The organism is Streptomyces coelicoflavus (assembly GCF_003112555.1).
Taxonomy (GTDB): domain Bacteria; phylum Actinomycetota; class Actinomycetes; order Streptomycetales; family Streptomycetaceae; genus Streptomyces; species Streptomyces coelicoflavus.
On sequence record NZ_BEWB01000008.1, the window covers coordinates 223,918 to 241,008 of the forward strand.

Here is a 17,091-nt window from a genome sequence, read left to right on the forward strand (position 1 = left end):
GAGTCGCGTTGCCATACTGTTGACCGGTTCCACCCGCGTTGCCGGCCGACCGGCGACTCACCACACGGTGGACGTACCCGTGGGAGGGAACCGATGCGACCGGACGCGAGGCGCACCACCTTGGCGGACATCGCACGAGCGGCCGGGGTGTCCGTGGCTACGGTGTCCAAGGTGGTCAACGGCCGCGGTGACGTGGCACCGCAGACCCGCACCCGGGTGCAGGAACTGCTGCACCTGCACGACTACCTCGCTCCCGTGTTCCGGCACACGGAGGCGGTGGAAAACCCCACCATCGAGGTGCAGTTCAGGGGTGGACTGAAGTCGTACGTGGCCGAGACCCTGGAAGGGATCATCGATTCGGCCTCCGAGTCCGGGGCCTCGGTGGTGATCAGCAAGGCATCCGGCGCCCCGCACTGGGCCCGGGATCTGGTCTCGGCCGGGCGTCGTGCCGTCATCGCGGTCACCAGCGTGTACACCACGGCGCACCTGAACGAACTGGCCCGGTCCGGGCTGCCCCTGGTGGTGCTGGACCCGTTGCACCTTCCGGACAGCCGGATCCACAGTGTCGGGGCCACCAACTTCGCGGGCGGCCTGGCCGCCACCCGGCACCTGCTCTCCCTCGGCCACCGCCGGATCTCCTATCTCGGCGGACCCTCCATGGCCGTGTGCAACCAGGCACGCCTGCACGGCTATCGCGCCGCCATGGAGGCGGGCGGCGTCCCCGTTCCCGATGCCTGCACCCGGCCGGGAGACTTCACCTACGAGACCGGACTGCTCGGAGGCGCGGCGCTGCTGGACCTGGACGAACCACCCACCGCGGTCTTCGCGGGCAACGACGAGATCGCCGTCGGTGTCGTCGAGGCCGCCCGTGCCCGAGGTCTGCGCGTCCCGGAGGACCTGAGTGTGGTCGGCTTCGACGACACGAGCCTCGCCCGGACGGCGTCGCCACCCCTCACCACCGTCCGCCAGCCCCTGCGGGAGATGGGCGGTGCCGCCCTGCGCACCGCTCTCCGGCTCGCCAACGGCGAGCGGGTCGATTCCCACCACATCGAGCTCGCCACCGAACTCGTGGTACGCGCCTCCACGGCGCCGCCCCGCGCGGCGACTCCCGAGCGCGGGTAGCCGCGGAGGAAGGGGCCGGGTCTCGAGGACCGACGCCACACGGAAGCCCGCGGTTCGGCACCCCGGTCAGGCACCCCCACGCCCGGGGCGTGAGGGTGCCGCGCCGCGCCTACCGCGCGGTCGTCACGGCCGTCGCCGGCGCCGGCGCGTAGCCGGTGGGCCGGGCCGTGAAGGTGCCGCGGCCCTGGGTGCGGCTGCGCAGCCGGGTCGCGTAACCGAACAGCTCGGCCAGCGGCACGGTGGCGGTGACCACCGCCGCGCCGCCCCGCGTGCCGGAGCCGGTGACCCGGCCGCGGCGCGCGGCGAGGTCACCGAGCACACCGCCGACCGCGTCCTCGGGCACGGTGACCGTGACGTCCACGACCGGTTCCAGCAGGACCATGGCCGAGGCGCGCAGGGCGTCGCGGAGACCGAACCGGCCGGCGGTGCGGAAGGCCGTGTCCGAGGAGTCCTTCACATGGGTCTGACCGTCGGTGAGCGTGACCCTCAGGCCGGTCACCGGGTGACCGCCGAGCGGACCCTCGGCGAGCGCGTCCCGGCAGCCCGCCTCGACGGCCCGGACGTACTCCTGCGGCACGCGTCCGCCGGCGACCGTGGAACGGAACACGAAACCGGCCCCGCGTTCAGTGGCCTCGTCGCCGTCCGCCTCCCACGGCTCCACGTCGAGCACGACGTGCGCGAACTGCCCCGCGCCGCCGTCCTGTTTGACGTGCCGGTGGACGAAACCGGTGACGCCTTCGCCGACCGTCTCGCGGTACGCCACTCCGGGGCGGCCCACCGAGACCTCGAGGCCGAACTCGCGCCGGACGCGTTCCATGGCGACCTCCAAGTGCAGTTCGCCCATGCCCGACAGCACGGTCTGCCCGGTCTCCGGGTCGGTCCGCACGGCGAGCGAGGGGTCCTCCTCGGTCAGCCGGGCGAGTGCCGAGGCCAGCCGGTCGGTGTCGGTGGAGCGCCGGGCCTCCACGGCCACGTGCACGACCGGTTCGGCGACGCCCGGGGGTTCCAGAAGCAGGGGGGCGCCCGGTGCGCACAGGGTCGAGCCGGCGCGGGCCGACTTCAGCCCGACCACGGCGACGATGTCCCCGGCGACCGCACGGTCCAGCGGATCGTGCCGGTCGGCCCGTACCCGCAGGATGCGGCCGACGCGCTCGGTGCGGCGCGTACCCGCGTCCCACACGGTGTCTCCCTTCTCGATCGTGCCCGAGTACACCCGCAGGTACGTCAGCCGTCCCGTCGGGGTGGCGTTCACCTTGAACGCCAGTGCCGCCATCGGCGCCGCCGGGTCGGCGGTCCGTTCCTCCTCCGTGCCGTCGTGGGTGCCGTGCACCGGGGGTACGTCCAGCGGCGAGGGCAGGTACGCCACCACGGCGTCCAGCAGCGGTTCGACGCCTCGGTTGCGGTAGGCCGAGCCGCACAGGACGACCACGCCGTCGCCGGTGCGGGTCAGGTCGCGCAGGGCGGCGGCGAGGGTGGCCGCGGTGAGCGTCTCCCGGTCGCAGAACTCCTCCAGCGCGGCCGGATGGCGTTCGGCGACCGCCTCCTCCAGCAGGCGTCGCCTGCGCGCCGCCTCCTCGCGCAGGGCGTCGGGGACCGGCCCCTCCCCGGCCGTCTCCGCGCCGTCGGCCCAGACCAGGGCGCGCATGCGCACCAGGTCGACGACGCCGGTGAAGCGGTGCTCCGCGCCGATGGGCAACTGCACCACCAGCGGTGCGGGGTGCAGCCGTTCGCGGATGGAGGCGACGGCGGTGTCGAGGTCGGCGCCCGTGCGGTCCATCTTGTTGACGAACGCGATCCTCGGCACGCCGTGCCGGTCGGCCTGCCGCCACACCGACTCGCTCTGCGGCTCCACTCCCGCGACCGCGTCGAACACGGCGACCGCGCCGTCCAGCACGCGCAGCGAACGCTCGACCTCGTCGGCGAAGTCGACGTGCCCCGGGGTGTCGATGAGGTTGATCCGGTGACCGTCCCACGAGCAGCTGACGGCCGCGGCGAAGATGGTGATGCCGCGGTCGCGTTCCTGCGGGTCGAAGTCGGTGACGGTGGTGCCGTCGTGGACCTCGCCGCGCTTGTGGGTGGTGCCGGTGGTGTAGAGGATCCGCTCGGTGACGGTGGTCTTGCCGGCGTCGACGTGGGCGAGGATGCCCAGGTTGCGGACGGTGGCGAGCGGGTTGGTGCGCATGGCCGTGGCCTTTCGGAGGAACCGGAAAGGGGCAGCGCGATTTCCCGCGACGCACGGGTCGGACACTCCTGGCAGGGGGCGTCGGCGATCAGATGTGCGTCGTGGGCATCCGGTGCCGGCCGCGCAGCGGACACCGGACGGCCGAGGACACCAGGATCACCTCGTACCGGGACGGGGGGACGACAGGTGCGGTGTGGATGCGCACGGCCCGGCTCCCCCCTCGGTCTCGATCTCGGTGTGGTGGTGAGTGTAGGGAGACCGGGGCGCGCGCCGCACCGTGTTTTCCAGCGACCCGCGAAGCTCTCGGCGACGCGCGAGACCCCCGACGACCCGCGATACGCGAAATGCCGGCCGGGATTCCTCCCGACCGGCATCACACTTCGCCTGATCTTGTGTCCGAGGGGGGACTTGAACCCCCACGCCCGATAAAGGGCACTAGCACCTCAAGCTAGCGCGTCTGCCATTCCGCCACCCGGACCAGGTGTCTGTCGCGGTGCGGGGTGCTCCCCCGCGGCGACATGGACAACCATACCAAGGTTTCGCGGTGCCTTTCACCTGCGTTTCCTTCCCCCGTTCTCTCTCTGAGCGGCGGTCCGGGACCGGGGGCTCCGCTGCATCTAGGGTCGCACCATGAGTGACTGGACGGTTACGCAGGGCCCGCTTCCGCGTCGTCGGCCGCGGGCGCTGTCGCCTCTCAGGGAGCATCTGCGGGACACGTTCTGGTTCGCGCCCACCGCGGCCATGGTGGGTGTCTTCGTGGTCTGGCTGGTGGCCCAGGAGCTCGATGCCGCCCTCGTGCGTTCGCTCCAGGACGACGGCGACTTCGACACGCTCGCCGATCTGCTGCGCTTCGCGGACGACGCGAAGACGGTGGTGTCGGCGGTCGGCTCGGCGATGATGACGTTCATCGGCGTGGTGTTCAGCATCTCGCTGGTCGCGGTGCAGATGGCGAGCGGACAGTTCACCCCGCGGGTGGTGCGGCTCTTCGTCCGCAGCAGGATCACCAAGGCGACCTTCGCCGTCTTCCTCGCCACTTTCGTCCTGACGCTGCTCGTCCTCACCAGCTACGACAGCAATGTCGACCCCCGCGCGGCCACCTCGGTGCCCCTGGTGCAGTCGGTGCTGACCCTGCTCATGGTCGCGCTGAGTCTGCTGCTCTTCGTGATGTACGTGAACGCCACGCTGCGGCTGATGCGGGTCAGCCATGTGATCGCCCGTATCGCCGCCGAGTCCTTCCGCGTGGCGGCGCTGATGCCGGTACCGGCGGGCGGGGCCGAGGCACCGGGCCTCGGGCCGGCGACGGCGTGGGTCGCCCACGACGGGCAGGCCGGTGTGCTGAGGGACGTGCATGTCGCCCGGCTCGTGCGGGTGGCCCGGGGGCACGGGGTGGTGCTGCGGCTGGTCCCGCGGATCGGTGACTTCCTCGTGCCGGGCACTCCGGTCCTGGCGGTGCACGGCGGGGCGGCCCCGTCCCGCCGTGCGCTGCGGTTCGCCCTGTCCGTGGGAGTGGAGCGCACGTTCCACCAGGATCTGGCGTTCGGCCTGCGCCAGCTGTCCGACATCGGTCTGCGCGCCCTGTCCCCCGCGGTGAACGACCCGACGACCGCCGTGCAGGCGCTGGACCGGGTCGTGCAGATCCTGGCCGCACTGTCCCGGCGGCCGCTCGACACGGTGACGCACCGGGACCGGCGCGGCGTGGTCCGGCTGGTGCAGCCCGTACCCGGCTGGGCGGAGCTGGTGGACCTCGGGTTCACCGAGGTCCGGGCCTGCGCCGTCGGGTCGCCGCAGGTCACGCGGCGTCTGCTGGCCGGCTTCGACGACCTGCTGCGGCTCGTGCCGCCGGAGCGGTGTGAACCGCTGCTGCGCCACCGCGAGCTGTTGCGGCAGGCCGTCGAGCGGACCGCTCCGACCCCGGCGGACCGGGCCTTCGCCCTGCGGCCGGACCGGCAGGGCATCGGCTGACCGCCCCGGGACCACCCACCCCTCGGTCCCCTTACGGCATGAGGTGGTGGTCCGGGAAGTTGCCCGGCAGCCGCTCCCCGGCCGGGCCGCGCGTCACGGCGCGCACCAGCAGCTCACCGCCCACGAAGGCACCGCGCCAGGACGCGCCGTGCCCGCCGAACAGCTCGTCGCGGTCCCCGCGGGAGCGCGGTACCCCGTGGCCCACCTTGAACGCCCGGATCTGCGGCGCCAGCCTGTGGTACGTCGCCGGGTCGTCGGTGGACAGGGTGGCCACCAGCGCGCCGTTGGAGGCGTTCATCGCGGCGAGCAGTTCGGCCTCGGTGTCGACCAGGACGATGGTGTCGACGGGGCCGAAGGGCTCCGCGTGGTGCAGCGGTGAGGACCGGGGCGGATTCAGCAGCGTGACCGGCTGGACGTAGGCCGACGTGTCCTGGCCGGGCAGGAACAGGCCGTCGGCCGCGCTGCCGCGGTGCAGCGGGACGGCGCCGCGGTCGACGGCTTCGGCGACCTGGTCCTGGAGCTCCTTGGCCTTGGCGGCGTTGATCACCGGCCCGAAGTCGAGCGCCGGGAACGGGTCGTCCGGTGCCGCGACGGCGAGCGGGTGGCCGACGCGCAGGCTGCGGACCGCCGGGAGGTAGGCCGCGAGGAACGCGTCGAACAACTGCCGCTGGACGACGAAGCGCGGGTAGGCGGTGCAGCGCTGCTTGCCGTAGTCGAAGAGCTTCGGGATCTGCCGCGTGAGCGCGTCCCAGTCCGTGAAGTTCCAGATGCCCCAGGTGTTGAGTCCTTCCTGTTCGAGGATGTGCCGCTTGCCCAGGTCGGCGAGGGCGGTGGCGACGGCGGCACCCGTGTCCCGGCCGCCGACGAAGGAGACGCAGCCGGTCTCGGGCGCCCGCACCAGCGCCTGGGAGAGCTCGCCGCCGCTGCCGCTGACGAGGGTGACGGGAAGTCCCTCGCGGGCGGCGAGCGCGCAGGCCAGCGTCAGGCAGGCGACGCCGCCGTCGGTCGGGGTCTTGGCGATGACCGCGTTGCCCGCCAGTGCTTGTACCAGCATTGCGTGAACGAGCACGCTCATCGGGTAGTTCCAGCTCGCGATGTTGGACACCGGGCCGTCCAGCGGGGCGCGCCCGTCGAGCATGCCGTCGATGCCGTCCACGTACCAGCGCACGCCGTCGACGGCCCGGTCGACGTCGGCCCGCGCCGAACGCCAGGGTTTGCCGATCTCCCAGACCAGCAGCAGCGCGAGCAGTTCGCGGTGCTGGGCGAGGGCGTCGAGGGTGGCCGCGACGCGCGCGCGGCGTTCGGGCAGCGGGACGTGGCGCCAGGCCCGGTGCTGGTCCAGCGAGGCGCGTACAGCGTGCTGGGCCGTGGCGGCGTCGAGCCGGGGCGGACCGGTGATCGGGGAGCCGTCGACCGGGCTGGTGGCCGGCAGGACCCGGCCGTCCGCCCGCCAGCCGGCGTCCCAGAGGTTGAGGACCCGGTCGTCGCGGAACGCCTCGGGCGCGACGGCGCGGCAGCGGAGCCAGGCTTCGGCCCAGGATGTGCCGGACTTGAGGGTGAGGTCCGCGGTGCCCTGGGCCGTGGTGTCCCGGGCCGCGAGGTCCCGGGCGCCGGCCGCCGTCATGCGCGGGCTCCGTCACGGGCCGCGTCGTCCGGTGCGGCACCTCCGAGTACGTCGAGTGCCTCGAGTACGTGCCGTGCCGTCTCGGTCGGTGTGCTCCCGACCCGTACGCCGGCCGCCTCCAGCGCCTCCTTCTTGGCCCGCGCCGTACCCGAGGAGCCGGAGACGATGGCGCCGGCGTGGCCCATGGTCTTGCCCTCGGGCGCGGTGAACCCGGCGATGTAGCCGACGACGGGCTTGGTGACGTGCTCGCGGATGTGTGCCGCCGCACGCTCTTCCGCGTCGCCGCCGATCTCGCCGATGAGGACGATCAGTTCGGTGTCGGGGTCGTCCTGGAAGGCGGTGAGGCAGTCGATGTGACTGGTGCCGACGACCGGGTCGCCGCCGATGCCGACGCAGGTGGAGAAGCCGACGTCCCGCAGCTCGTGCATGAGTTGGTAGGTGAGTGTGCCCGACTTGGAGACCAGGCCGATGCGGCCGGGCTTGGCGATGTCGGGCGGGACGATGCCCGCGTTGGACTGGCCGGGGGTGATCAGCCCGGGGCAGTTGGGGCCGATGACGCGGGTCCCCCTGGCCCTGGCGTGGGAGGTGAGGGCGACGGCGTCATGGACGGGGATGCCCTCGGTGATGACGACCGCGAGGCCGATGCCGGCGTCGGCGGCTTCCACGACCGCGGCCCTGGCGAAGGCGGGCGGCACGAAGACGACGGTGACGTCGGCGCCCGTGTGCTCGATGCCCTCGCCGACCGAGCCGAAGACCGGGACGGCACGACCGTCGAAGTCGACGCTGCGGCCGGCCTTGCGCGGATTGACGCCACCGACGACGTCGGTGCCGGCGGCCAGCATGCGGCGGGTGTGCTTCATGCCCTCGGCACCGGTCATGCCCTGGACGAGGACCTTGCTCTCCTTGGTGAGGTAGATCGCCATGTCGTCCTGTCTCCTTATCCGGCTTGTCCGGGGGTGGCTGCCGCGGTGGCGAGCCGGGCGGCACGGCGGGCGGCGCCGTCCATGGTGGTGGCCTGTTCGACCAGGGGATGCGCGCGTGCGTCGAGCAGGGCCCGGCCCCGGGCGGCGTTGTTGCCGTCGAGGCGTACGACGAGCGGCTTGGTGGGCCGGACCTCGTCCAGAGCCCGGACGATGCCGTCGGCGACCGCGTCGCAGGCGGTGATGCCGCCGAAGACGTTGACGAGGACGGACTTCACGCCGGGGTCGGAGAGGACGACCGACAGTCCGTCGGCCATGACCCGGGCGGAGGCGCCGCCTCCGATGTCGAGGAAGTTGGCGGGGCGGGCGCCGCAGCCGGCGACCACGTCGAGCGTCGACATGACCAGCCCGGCGCCGTTGCCGATGACGCCGACCTCCCCGTCGAGCTTGACGTAGTTGAGGCCCTTGGCGTCGGCCCGCGCCTCCAGGGAGTCGGCGGACGCCGACTTCTCGTCACCCCAGCGGGACTGGCGGTAGCGGGCGTTGTCGTCGAGGGTGACCTTGCCGTCGAGGGCCACGATCCGGCCCTCGACCGTCCTGACCAGCGGATTGACCTCGACGAGGAGGGCGTCCTCGCGGACCAGCACCTTCCACAGCCGCACCAGTGTGTCGACGGTCTGCGGGGGCAGGCCGGCCGCGTCGGCGATGCGTACCGCGGTGGCCGTGTGCACGCCCGTGGCGGGGTCGACGGGGATGCGTGCCACGGCCTCGGGCCGCCGGGCGGCGACCTCCTCGATCTCCATGCCGCCCTCCGCGGAGGCGATGGCGAGGAAGCCGCCGGAAGCGCGGTCGAGGACGTAGGAGACGTAGAACTCCCGCTCGATGGCGCAGGGTTCGGCCAGCATGACGGTGCCGACCGTGTGGCCCTTGATGTCCATGCCGAGGATGCCCCGTGCCGCCTCCTCCGCCTCGGCAGGGTCGGCGGCGAGCCGCACACCGCCCGCCTTCCCGCGTCCACCGGTCTTCACCTGCGCCTTGACGACGGCGCGTCCGCCGAGTGCGCGGGCGATCTCCCGCGCCCGCTCGGGCGAGTCGGTGACCTCGGCCCTCGGCACCACGATCCCGTGTTCCTTGAAGAGTTCCCTTGCCTGGTGTTCGTACAGGTCCATCTCGGCTCCTGACTGAAAGTGCCGCACGCCCCCTGGACACCACCCACCGGATGCGGGATAACAAGCTTCATACAGTATTCGTCGACTGTATGCAATGTACCGCGAGAGCGCCCCAACCCCTCGTGAAGGGACAGGACTTCGCCATGCCCGACGACACCCAGGACGTCATCTCCGGCGGCCACCTCGTTGCCAAGGCACTCAAGGCAGAGGGGGTCGACCGCATATACACGCTGTGCGGCGGCCACATCATCGACATCTACGACGGCTGCGTCGACGAGGGCATCGAGGTCGTCGACGTACGCCACGAGCAGGTCGCCGCGCACGCCGCCGACGGATACGCCCGTATCACCGGCAAACCGGGCTGCGCGGTGGTCACCGCGGGACCGGGCACCACCGACGCCGTCACCGGGGTCGCCAACGCCTTCCGCGCCGAGTCGCCGATGCTGCTGATCGGCGGCCAGGGCGCCCACACCCAGCACAAGATGGGGTCCCTCCAGGACCTGCCGCACGTCGACATGATGACGCCGATCACCAAGTTCGCGGCGACCGTGCCGGACACGGCCCGCGCCGCCGACATGGTGTCGATGGCGTTCCGCGAGTGCTACCACGGGGCACCGGGACCCTCCTTCCTGGAGATCCCGCGCGACGTGCTGGACGCCAAGGTGCCGGTGGAGAAGGCGCGGGTGCCGCAGGCCGGGGCCTACCGCGCCTCCACCCGGTCGGCCGGGGACCCCGAGGCCGTCGAGAAGCTCGCCGACCTGCTGGTGCAGGCCGAGAAGCCGGCCGTTCTGCTGGGCAGCCAGGTGTGGACGACGCGCGCCACCGAGGCCGCCGCCGAACTGGTCCGCACGCTCAACGTCCCGGCGTACATGAACGGCGCCGGCCGCGGCACCCTGCCGCCGGGCGACCCGCACCACTTCCAGCTCTCGCGCCGCTACGCCTTCTCCAACGCCGACGTGATCGTGATCGTCGGCACGCCCTTCGACTTCCGCATGGGCTACGGCAAGCGGCTCTCCCCGGACGCGACCGTCGTGCAGATCGACCTCGACTACCGCACCGTCGGCAAGAACCGCGACATCGACCTCGGCATCGTCGGCGACGCGGGGCTGGTGCTGAAGTCGGTGACCGAGGCGGCGTCCGGGCGGATCAACGGGGGCGCGGCGAAGCGCAAGGAGTGGCTGGACGAGCTGCGCGCGGCCGAGCGGACGGCGCTGGACAAGCGGCTGCCGCAGCTCAGGTCGGACGCCTCGCCCATCCATCCGTACCGACTGGTCAGTGAGATCAACGACTTCCTCACCGAGGACTCGATCTACATCGGCGACGGCGGCGACATCGTCACCTTCTCCGGGCAGGTCGTGCAGCCCAAGTCGCCGGGCCACTGGATGGACCCGGGCCCGCTGGGCACGCTCGGCGTCGGCGTCCCCTTCGTGCTGGCCGCCAAGCAGGCGCGGCCCGACAAGGAGGTCGTCGCCCTGTTCGGCGACGGCGCCTTCTCGCTCACCGGCTGGGACTTCGAAACTCTGGTCCGCTACGACCTCCCCTTCGTCGGCATCGTCGGCAACAACTCCTCGATGAACCAGATCCGCTACGGCCAGGCCGTGAAGTACGGCAAGGAGCGCGAGCGGGTCGGCAACACGCTCGGCGACGTGCCCTACGACGAGTTCGCCCGGATGCTGGGCGGCCACGGCGAGGAGGTCCGCGACCCCGCCGACATCGGCCCGGCGCTGCGCCGGGCCCGCGAGTCCGGCAAGCCGTCCCTGATCAACATCTGGGTGGACCCGGACGCGTACGCCCCCGGAACCATGAACCAGACGATGTACAAGTGAGGTGACCCCCCATGACAGGCACGCCTGCGAAGGCTCTTGAGGGCATCCGCGTCCTGGACATGACGCACGTGCAGTCCGGACCCTCGGCGACACAGCTGCTCGCCTGGCTCGGCGCCGACGTCGTGAAGCTGGAGGCGCCGCACGGCGACATCACGCGGGGGCAGCTCCGCGATCTGCCGGACGTCGACTCCCTCTACTTCACGATGCTCAACTGCAACAAGCGGAGCATCACCCTGAACACCAAGACCGAGCGCGGCAAGGAGATCCTCACCGAGCTGATCCGGCGCTCCGACGTCATGGTCGAGAACTTCGGACCGGGCGCGATCGACCGGATGGGCTTCACCTGGGACCGCGTCAAGGAGATCAATCCACGGATCGTCTACGCCTCCATCAAGGGGTTCGGCGAGGGCCCGTACACCGCGTTCAAGGCGTACGAGGTCGTCGCGCAGGCCATGGGCGGATCGATGTCCACCACCGGTTTCGAGGACGGACCGCCGCTGGCGACGGGGGCCCAGATCGGGGACTCGGGCACGGGCGTCCACGTCGTGGCGGGCATCCTCGCCGCCCTGTACCAGCGGGAGCACACCGGACGTGGTCAGCGGGTGAACGTGGCCATGCAGCACGCGGTGCTCAACCTCTGCCGGGTGAAGCTGCGCGACCAGCAGCGCCTGAGCCATGGTCCACTCGCCGAATATCCCAACGAGGACTTCGGCGACGAGGTTCCCAGGTCCGGCAACGCGTCCGGCGGCGGGCAGCCGGGCTGGGCGGTCAAGTGCGCGCCGGGCGGTCCGAACGACTACGTGTACGTCATCGTCCAGCCGGTCGGCTGGCGGCCCCTGAGCGAGCTGATCGGCCGGCCCGAGCTGGCGGACGACCCCGAGTGGGCGACCCCGCAGGCCAGGCTGCCGAAGCTGAACAAGATGTTCCAGCTGATCGAGGAGTGGTCGTCCACCCTCCCCAAGTGGGAGGTGCTGGAGCGGCTGAACGCGCACAACGTCCCGTGCGGGCCGATCCTGTCCACGAAGGAGATCATCGAGGACGACTCCCTGGTCGCCAACGAGATGGTCGTCACCGTCCCCCATCCCGAGCGGGGCGAGTTCGTGACCGTGGGCAGCCCGCTCAAGCTCTCGGACTCCCCGGTGGAGGTGACCAGTTCGCCGCTGCTCGGCGAGCACAACGCGGAGGTCTACGTCGGCGAGCTGGGCCTCGGCGACGAGGAACTGCGGCTGCTCAAGTCGAACGGGGTGATCTGACGTGATGGCCGAGGACCGCCGGGCGCGGGTGCGCGGCCTCATGGACGCCGTACGGGCCGAGGGGCGCACCGCGCTCACCGCTCCCGAGGGCAAGGTGCTCGCGGACGCCTACGGGATCGCCGTACCGGGCGAGGAGCTGGCGCGGGACGTGGACGAGGCGGTGGCGTGCGCGGCCCGGTTCGGCGGACCGGTGGTGATGAAGATCGTCTCGCCGGACATCCTGCACAAGACCGACGCCGGCGGTGTGGTCGTCGGGGTGGAGGGCGCGGCGGACGTGCGGGCGGCGTTCTGCCGGATCGTCGACAACGCACGCGCGTACGACGCCTCCGCGCGGATCGAGGGCGTGCAGGTCCAGGAGCTGCTGCCGCAGGGGCAGGAGGTCATCGTCGGTGCGGTCACCGATCCGACATTCGGAAAGGTCGTCGCGTTCGGGCTCGGCGGGGTGCTGGTCGAGGTCCTGAAGGACGTCACGTTCCGGCTCGCGCCCGTGGACCCGGACGAGGCGCTGTCCATGCTGGACTCGATCCGGGCGGCCGAAGTGCTGCGCGGGGTGCGTGGGCAGGCCGGGGTGGACCGGTGGGCGGTGGCGGAGCAGATCCGCCGGGTCTCCGAACTGGTGGCCGACTTCCCCGAGATCGCCGAGGTGGACCTCAACCCGGTGATCGCCACGCCCGAGGGTGCGGTCGCCGCCGACATCAGGGTGATCCTCGCGACCGGCACGCCGAAGGAGCGGCGTCGGTACACGCGCGAGGAGATCCTCACCTCGATGCGCCGCCTGATGCAGCCCTCTTCGGTGGCGGTGATCGGCGCGTCGGGCGAGCCGGGGAAGATCGGCAACTCGGTGATGCGCAACCTCGTCGACGGCGGCTTCGCGGGCGAGATCCACCCGGTGAACCCGAAGGCCGATGACATCTTGGGCCGCAAGGCGTACAAGAGTGTCACCGACGTTCCCGGTGAGGTGGATGTGGCGGTCTTCGCGATCCCCGCGCGGTTCGTGGCGGCGGCTCTGGAGGAGGTGGGGCGCAAGCGGATCCCCAACGCCGTCCTCATCCCCTCCGGTTTCGCCGAGACCGGGGAACAGGCGCTCCAGGACGAGATCGTCGCGGTCGCCGAGCGGCACGGCATCCGGCTGCTGGGTCCGAACATCTACGGCTACTACTCGACCTGGCAGGACCTGTGCGCCACGTTCTGCACGCCGTACGACGTGAAGGGCGGCGTCGCGCTGACCTCGCAGTCGGGCGGCATCGGCATGGCGATCCTGGGCTTCGCACGGACCACGAGGACCGGCGTGTCGGCGATCGTGGGCCTGGGCAACAAGTCGGACCTGGACGAGGACGACCTGCTGACCTGGTTCGGCGAGGACCCGCACACCGAGTGCATCGCGATGCACCTGGAAGACCTCAAGGACGGCCGCGCCTTCGTCGAGGCCGCGCGCGCGACCGTACCGAAGAAGCCGGTCGTGGTGCTCAAGGCGGGCCGTACGGCGGCGGGCGCGAAGGCCGCCGGATCGCACACCGGGGCGCTCGCCGGGGACGACGCCGTGTACGACGACATCCTGCGCCAGGCCGGTGTCGTCCGGGCGCCGGGACTGAACGAGATGCTGGAGTACGCGCGCGCGTTGCCGGTGCTCCCCGCTCCCCGGGGCGACAACGTGGTGATCATCACCGGGGCCGGCGGCAGCGGGGTGCTGCTCTCCGACGCGGTGACGGACAACGGGCTGTCGCTGATGGAGATACCGCCCGACCTGGACACGGCGTTCCGCGCCTTCATCCCGCCGTTCGGTGCGGCCGGCAACCCGGTGGACATCACCGGGGGCGAGCCCCCGTCGACGTACGAGGCGACGATCCGGCTCGGTCTGGAGGATCCGCGCGTCCACGCGCTCGTCCTCGGCTACTGGCACACCATCGTCACGCCTCCCATGGTGTTCGCCGAACTCACCGCGCGCGTGGTGGAGGAGTTCCGTGCGCGCGGCGTCGAGAAGCCCGTGGTGGCCTCCCTCGCGGGCGACGTGGAGGTGGAGGAGGCGTGCCAGTACCTCTTCGAGCGCGGGGTCGTGGCGTACCCGTACACGACCGAGAAGCCGGTGGCCGTCCTGGGCGCCAAGTACCGGTGGGCCCGGGCCGCGGGGTTGTTGGGGGGCGGTTCATGACGTGAGACGGCGAGGGGCCGGCGACGGGTGCGCGTCGCCCGGCCCCCGGGACCCGCGCGCGCACGAAAGGCATTGGACAGGGGGCGCTGGCCAGAGCTTTCGACGCTAGGGGTGCAAACGACATGACAACCACCGATGTCACACGGGTCGCCGGCTACCGGGAGGTGACCGACAAGAACGGGCGCGTCTATCGCGTGGGCGAGTCCGACATCGACATCATGGGGCGCAAGCGCAAGTGGATGGTGATCCTGCCCTGGATCGGCATGATGGGCATCTCGTCCGCCGAGTACGCGTTCGCGTCCGCCGAGGACACGCTGCACGAGGCCCACCACTGGTCCAGCGGCAGCATCTACTGGATGATGACCGCCTGGGTGTTCTGCCAGGCCGCGGTCGCCTTTCCGGCGGGACGGCTGCGTGAGAGCGGCAAACTGCCCGCGCGCTGGGCGATGATGCTGGGTTCGGCCGGCACGCTGCTCGGCTACCTGTCGCTGGCGTTCGCGCCGCATGTCGCGGTGGCCTTCATCGGGTTCGGCGTGTTCAGCGGCATGGGCGCGGGGATGGTGTATGCGACCTGCGTCAACATGGTCGGCAAGTGGTACCCGGAGCGCAGGGGCGGCAAGACCGGCTTCGTCAACGGCGGCTTCGCCTACGGCTCGGTGCCGTTCGTGTTCATCTTCCACGGGTACATGGACGGTTCCAACTTCCGCTGGGTGCTGGTCTCGGCGGGTGTCTTCCTCGCCGCGATGGTGGCGCTCGCCGGCTTCTACTTCCGGGACCCGCCGAAGAACTGGTGGCCGGCCGCCGTCGACCCGCTGAACCCGCCGGCCGACCCGCGGGCCCGACGTTCGCTGGAGAAGAACCCTCCGGCCGTCAAGCAGTACTCCCCGATGGAGGCGTGGAGGACCGGCCGGGTGGCGCTGATGTGGTTCTGTCTCGCCTGCACCTCCGGCGTGAACATCTTCGGCATCGCCTTCCAGGTCGACATCGGTGAGGAGGCGGGCTTCGCGGCCGGAATCGTGGCCACCGCGATGTCGCTGAAGGCGATCGTCAACGGCACCGGGCGCGGCGTCATCGGCTGGCTGTCCGACCTTTACGGCCGCAAGCGGTGCCTTCTCTACGTGTGCGCCATCCTGGGTCTCTCCCAGTTCGGCATCATCCTGTCGGCCGAGACCAAGAACCTGCCACTGTTCCTGCTCTTCTCCGCCGTCTCCGGCTTCGGCGGCGGTGCCATCTTCCCGATGTTCGCGGCGCTGACCGCGGACTACTTCGGTGAGAACAACAACGCCACCAACTACGGGATGGTCTACAGTTCCAAGCTCGTCTCCGGCCTGGGTGCCGGCATGGGATCCGTGGTCGTCGCGGCCTGGGGCTACAACGGCGCCTACACCCTGGCGGGCTGCATCTCGTTCTTCGCCGGGATCGTGGCGCTGTCCCTGCGGCCGCCGGGGCGCCCGAAGAGCAAGCGCGTCACGCCCAATCCCCGACCGCTCGGCGAGGGGTGACCGGAGGGCGAAGTCTTCCAGGCACGGACCGGGCGGCCCCTTCCGCGTACTGCGGGAGGGGCCGCCCGGTCCGTGTTCCGGGTCAGCGGCGCCGCTTGCGCAGGGCCGCCATGTTGTCGTAGCTGATCTTGGCCTCCCGCAGCGACTGCGCGGGGTCGGTGGCGCTCGGGGAGTTGTCGTCCTCGACCATCGGGTTGTGGTAGTTCCGCAGCCCGACCCGGGAGAAGAACGTCGTGTAGTCGATGACGCCCGTCCCGAAGGGCACCATGTCGTAGCCCATGCCGTTGGTGGTGCTCACGACGCCGTCCTTGGCGTGGAACAGCGGGTAGCGCCGGTTGTGGCGGACGACCAGGCCGGCCGGGTCGAAGACGTTCTTCCTGGTGGAGCCGTCGTGGGCGGTGTACTCGTGGAACTTGTACTGGGCGACGTGCGCCCAGAAGATGTCCATCTCCAGCCAGACGACCCTCGGGTCGGTGATCTTCAGGAAGTACTCGAGCTTCCGGATGCCCGAGCTGCGGGTCGGCCGGCCCTGGTCGTCCAGCGGGCCGCCGTCGAGCAGGAAGCCGTAGGCGCTGTCGTGGTTGTGGGTGTAGAGCTTGATGCCCTCCCGGTGGGCGATCGCGCCGAGTGCGTTCCACTTGTCGGCGGCCACGTCCCAGTCGGCGCGGTAGGAGCTGCCGGTGGGGTCGCCGCCGGTGCCCATGTGGTCCATGCCGAGGATGTTGGCGATCTCCAGGTGCTTCTTGAAAGTGTCCTTGTCCGCCGTGGTCAGCGGCCACGAGGACGGGATGAAGCCGTGGTTGCCCTGGGCGCGCAGGCCGTAGTCGTCGAGCCAGCAGCGCAGCAGCCGGGCGCCTTCGACGGACTCCAGGTCGGCACCGCCCGGCGCGTTGGCGTGCTGGCGGTAGCCGGCGAACTCGACCTGGCGGTAGCCGTGGCGGGACAGCTGCTTGAAGACCTCGCGGAAGCCGGAGGGCAGGTCGGAGGCCAGAGGGTCGCGGGCGGTGGCGTCGCGGACGGTGTAGAGGATGATGCCGCGCTTGTCCGCCGGGACGAGGATCTGGCCGTGGCCGTGCCCATGGCCATGGTCGTGGTCGTGGTCTCTGTCCCGGCCGTGGGCGAGGGCCGGGGAGGCGCCGAAGACGGGGGCCGCGACGGCGCCGGCCGCCACGGCGGTGCAGGTGCTGAGGAAACGGCGCCGGTTCACGCCGAGGGTGCGGCGCAGGCTCTCGCCGGGGCCGTCGGCGGCCGGGTCGGTGCCGGCGTCGGTGCGGGAGGGGTCGGTGAACGGGGTCACGGGTGCCTGCCTTCTGGGTCGTGGCCTGCGCCGATGCGGCTCGGACGGGCCATTGTCAGTGCCGTGTGTTTCACTCTCAGTAGTC

11 protein-coding genes and 1 tRNA gene are annotated in these 17,091 nt (G+C 71.4%); 6 read left to right on the forward strand and 6 right to left on the reverse strand.

Annotated elements, in window-relative coordinates; translation table 11 throughout:
* Positions 1 to 93 precede the first annotated feature (93 nt).
* On the forward strand, positions 94 to 1,122 hold the full coding sequence (locus tag Sco07f_RS20770; protein ID WP_108988733.1) for a LacI family DNA-binding transcriptional regulator: 1,029 nt from the start codon (positions 94 to 96) through the stop codon (positions 1,120 to 1,122).
* A 109-nt stretch (positions 1,123 to 1,231) separates the two neighbouring features.
* Here Sco07f_RS20770 and fusA read toward each other — a convergent pair whose 3' ends face one another.
* Positions 1,232 to 3,304, reverse strand: a complete 2,073-nt coding sequence (gene fusA, locus Sco07f_RS20775) for an elongation factor G (RefSeq protein WP_108988734.1) — start codon at positions 3,302 to 3,304, stop codon at positions 1,232 to 1,234.
* A gap of 393 nt (positions 3,305 to 3,697) precedes the next feature.
* Positions 3,698 to 3,782: transfer RNA gene (locus Sco07f_RS20780), tRNA-Leu, on the reverse strand.
* 152 nt (positions 3,783 to 3,934) lie between these two features.
* Between Sco07f_RS20780 and Sco07f_RS20785 the strand changes: the two genes are divergently transcribed.
* Positions 3,935 to 5,266, forward strand: coding sequence for a DUF2254 domain-containing protein (locus Sco07f_RS20785; RefSeq protein WP_108988735.1), 1,332 nt, complete (start codon positions 3,935 to 3,937; stop codon positions 5,264 to 5,266).
* 31 nt (positions 5,267 to 5,297) lie between these two features.
* Here Sco07f_RS20785 and Sco07f_RS20790 read toward each other — a convergent pair whose 3' ends face one another.
* From Sco07f_RS20790 to sucC, 3 genes are read right to left on the reverse strand one after another with little or no spacing between them, the layout of a single operon-like run.
* The gene (locus tag Sco07f_RS20790) at positions 5,298 to 6,890 is read right to left on the reverse strand and encodes an aldehyde dehydrogenase family protein (protein WP_108988736.1); all 1,593 of its coding nucleotides are present in this window, start codon (positions 6,888 to 6,890) and stop codon (positions 5,298 to 5,300) included.
* Positions 6,887 to 7,813, reverse strand: a complete 927-nt coding sequence (gene sucD / locus Sco07f_RS20795) for a succinate--CoA ligase subunit alpha (RefSeq protein ID WP_108988737.1) — start codon at positions 7,811 to 7,813, stop codon at positions 6,887 to 6,889. The genes Sco07f_RS20790 and sucD overlap by 4 nt, the downstream gene beginning before the upstream one ends.
* Before the next feature lie 14 nt (positions 7,814 to 7,827).
* Positions 7,828 to 8,979, reverse strand: a complete 1,152-nt coding sequence (sucC, locus tag Sco07f_RS20800) for an ADP-forming succinate--CoA ligase subunit beta (protein WP_108988738.1) — start codon at positions 8,977 to 8,979, stop codon at positions 7,828 to 7,830.
* Between the two features lie 143 nt (positions 8,980 to 9,122).
* Between sucC and Sco07f_RS20805 the strand changes: the two genes are divergently transcribed.
* The 4 genes from Sco07f_RS20805 to Sco07f_RS20820 all read left to right on the forward strand — a co-directional run bounded on the left by Sco07f_RS20805 (position 9,123) and on the right by Sco07f_RS20820 (position 15,709).
* On the forward strand, positions 9,123 to 10,805 hold the full coding sequence (locus Sco07f_RS20805) for a thiamine pyrophosphate-binding protein (RefSeq protein WP_108988739.1): 1,683 nt from the start codon (positions 9,123 to 9,125) through the stop codon (positions 10,803 to 10,805).
* 11 nt (positions 10,806 to 10,816) lie between these two features.
* Positions 10,817 to 12,058, forward strand: coding sequence for a formyl-CoA transferase (frc, locus tag Sco07f_RS20810; RefSeq protein WP_108988740.1), 1,242 nt, complete (start codon positions 10,817 to 10,819; stop codon positions 12,056 to 12,058).
* A gap of 4 nt (positions 12,059 to 12,062) precedes the next feature.
* Positions 12,063 to 14,207 carry an acetate--CoA ligase family protein gene (locus Sco07f_RS20815; protein ID WP_108988860.1) on the forward strand — a complete coding sequence of 715 codons (2,145 nt, stop codon included), beginning with the start codon at positions 12,063 to 12,065 and terminating at the stop codon, positions 14,205 to 14,207.
* A 122-nt stretch (positions 14,208 to 14,329) separates the two neighbouring features.
* Positions 14,330 to 15,709, forward strand: coding sequence for an OFA family MFS transporter (locus Sco07f_RS20820; RefSeq protein ID WP_167468165.1), 1,380 nt, complete (start codon positions 14,330 to 14,332; stop codon positions 15,707 to 15,709).
* 82 nt (positions 15,710 to 15,791) lie between these two features.
* Here Sco07f_RS20820 and Sco07f_RS20825 read toward each other — a convergent pair whose 3' ends face one another.
* The gene (locus tag Sco07f_RS20825) at positions 15,792 to 17,006 is read right to left on the reverse strand and encodes a sugar phosphate isomerase/epimerase family protein (RefSeq protein ID WP_108988742.1); all 1,215 of its coding nucleotides are present in this window, start codon (positions 17,004 to 17,006) and stop codon (positions 15,792 to 15,794) included.
* Between the last annotated feature and the right edge of the window lie 85 nt (positions 17,007 to 17,091).

Excerpts from the sequence above, each read along its gene's own strand:
- Sco07f_RS20770 (WP_108988733.1), top strand. The coding sequence starts at position 94 with ATGCGACCGGACGCGAGGCGCACCACCTTGGCGGACATCGCACGAGCG.
- fusA (WP_108988734.1), bottom strand. The coding sequence starts at position 3,304 with ATGCGCACCAACCCGCTCGCCACCGTCCGCAACCTGGGCATCCTCGCC.
- Sco07f_RS20785 (WP_108988735.1), top strand. The coding sequence starts at position 3,935 with ATGAGTGACTGGACGGTTACGCAGGGCCCGCTTCCGCGTCGTCGGCCG.
- Sco07f_RS20790 (WP_108988736.1), bottom strand. The coding sequence starts at position 6,890 with ATGACGGCGGCCGGCGCCCGGGACCTCGCGGCCCGGGACACCACGGCC.
- sucD (WP_108988737.1), bottom strand. The coding sequence starts at position 7,813 with ATGGCGATCTACCTCACCAAGGAGAGCAAGGTCCTCGTCCAGGGCATG.
- sucC (WP_108988738.1), bottom strand. The coding sequence starts at position 8,979 with ATGGACCTGTACGAACACCAGGCAAGGGAACTCTTCAAGGAACACGGG.
- Sco07f_RS20805 (WP_108988739.1), top strand. The coding sequence starts at position 9,123 with ATGCCCGACGACACCCAGGACGTCATCTCCGGCGGCCACCTCGTTGCC.
- frc (WP_108988740.1), top strand. The coding sequence starts at position 10,817 with ATGACAGGCACGCCTGCGAAGGCTCTTGAGGGCATCCGCGTCCTGGAC.
- Sco07f_RS20815 (WP_108988860.1), top strand. The coding sequence starts at position 12,063 with ATGGCCGAGGACCGCCGGGCGCGGGTGCGCGGCCTCATGGACGCCGTA.
- Sco07f_RS20820 (WP_167468165.1), top strand. The coding sequence starts at position 14,330 with ATGACAACCACCGATGTCACACGGGTCGCCGGCTACCGGGAGGTGACC.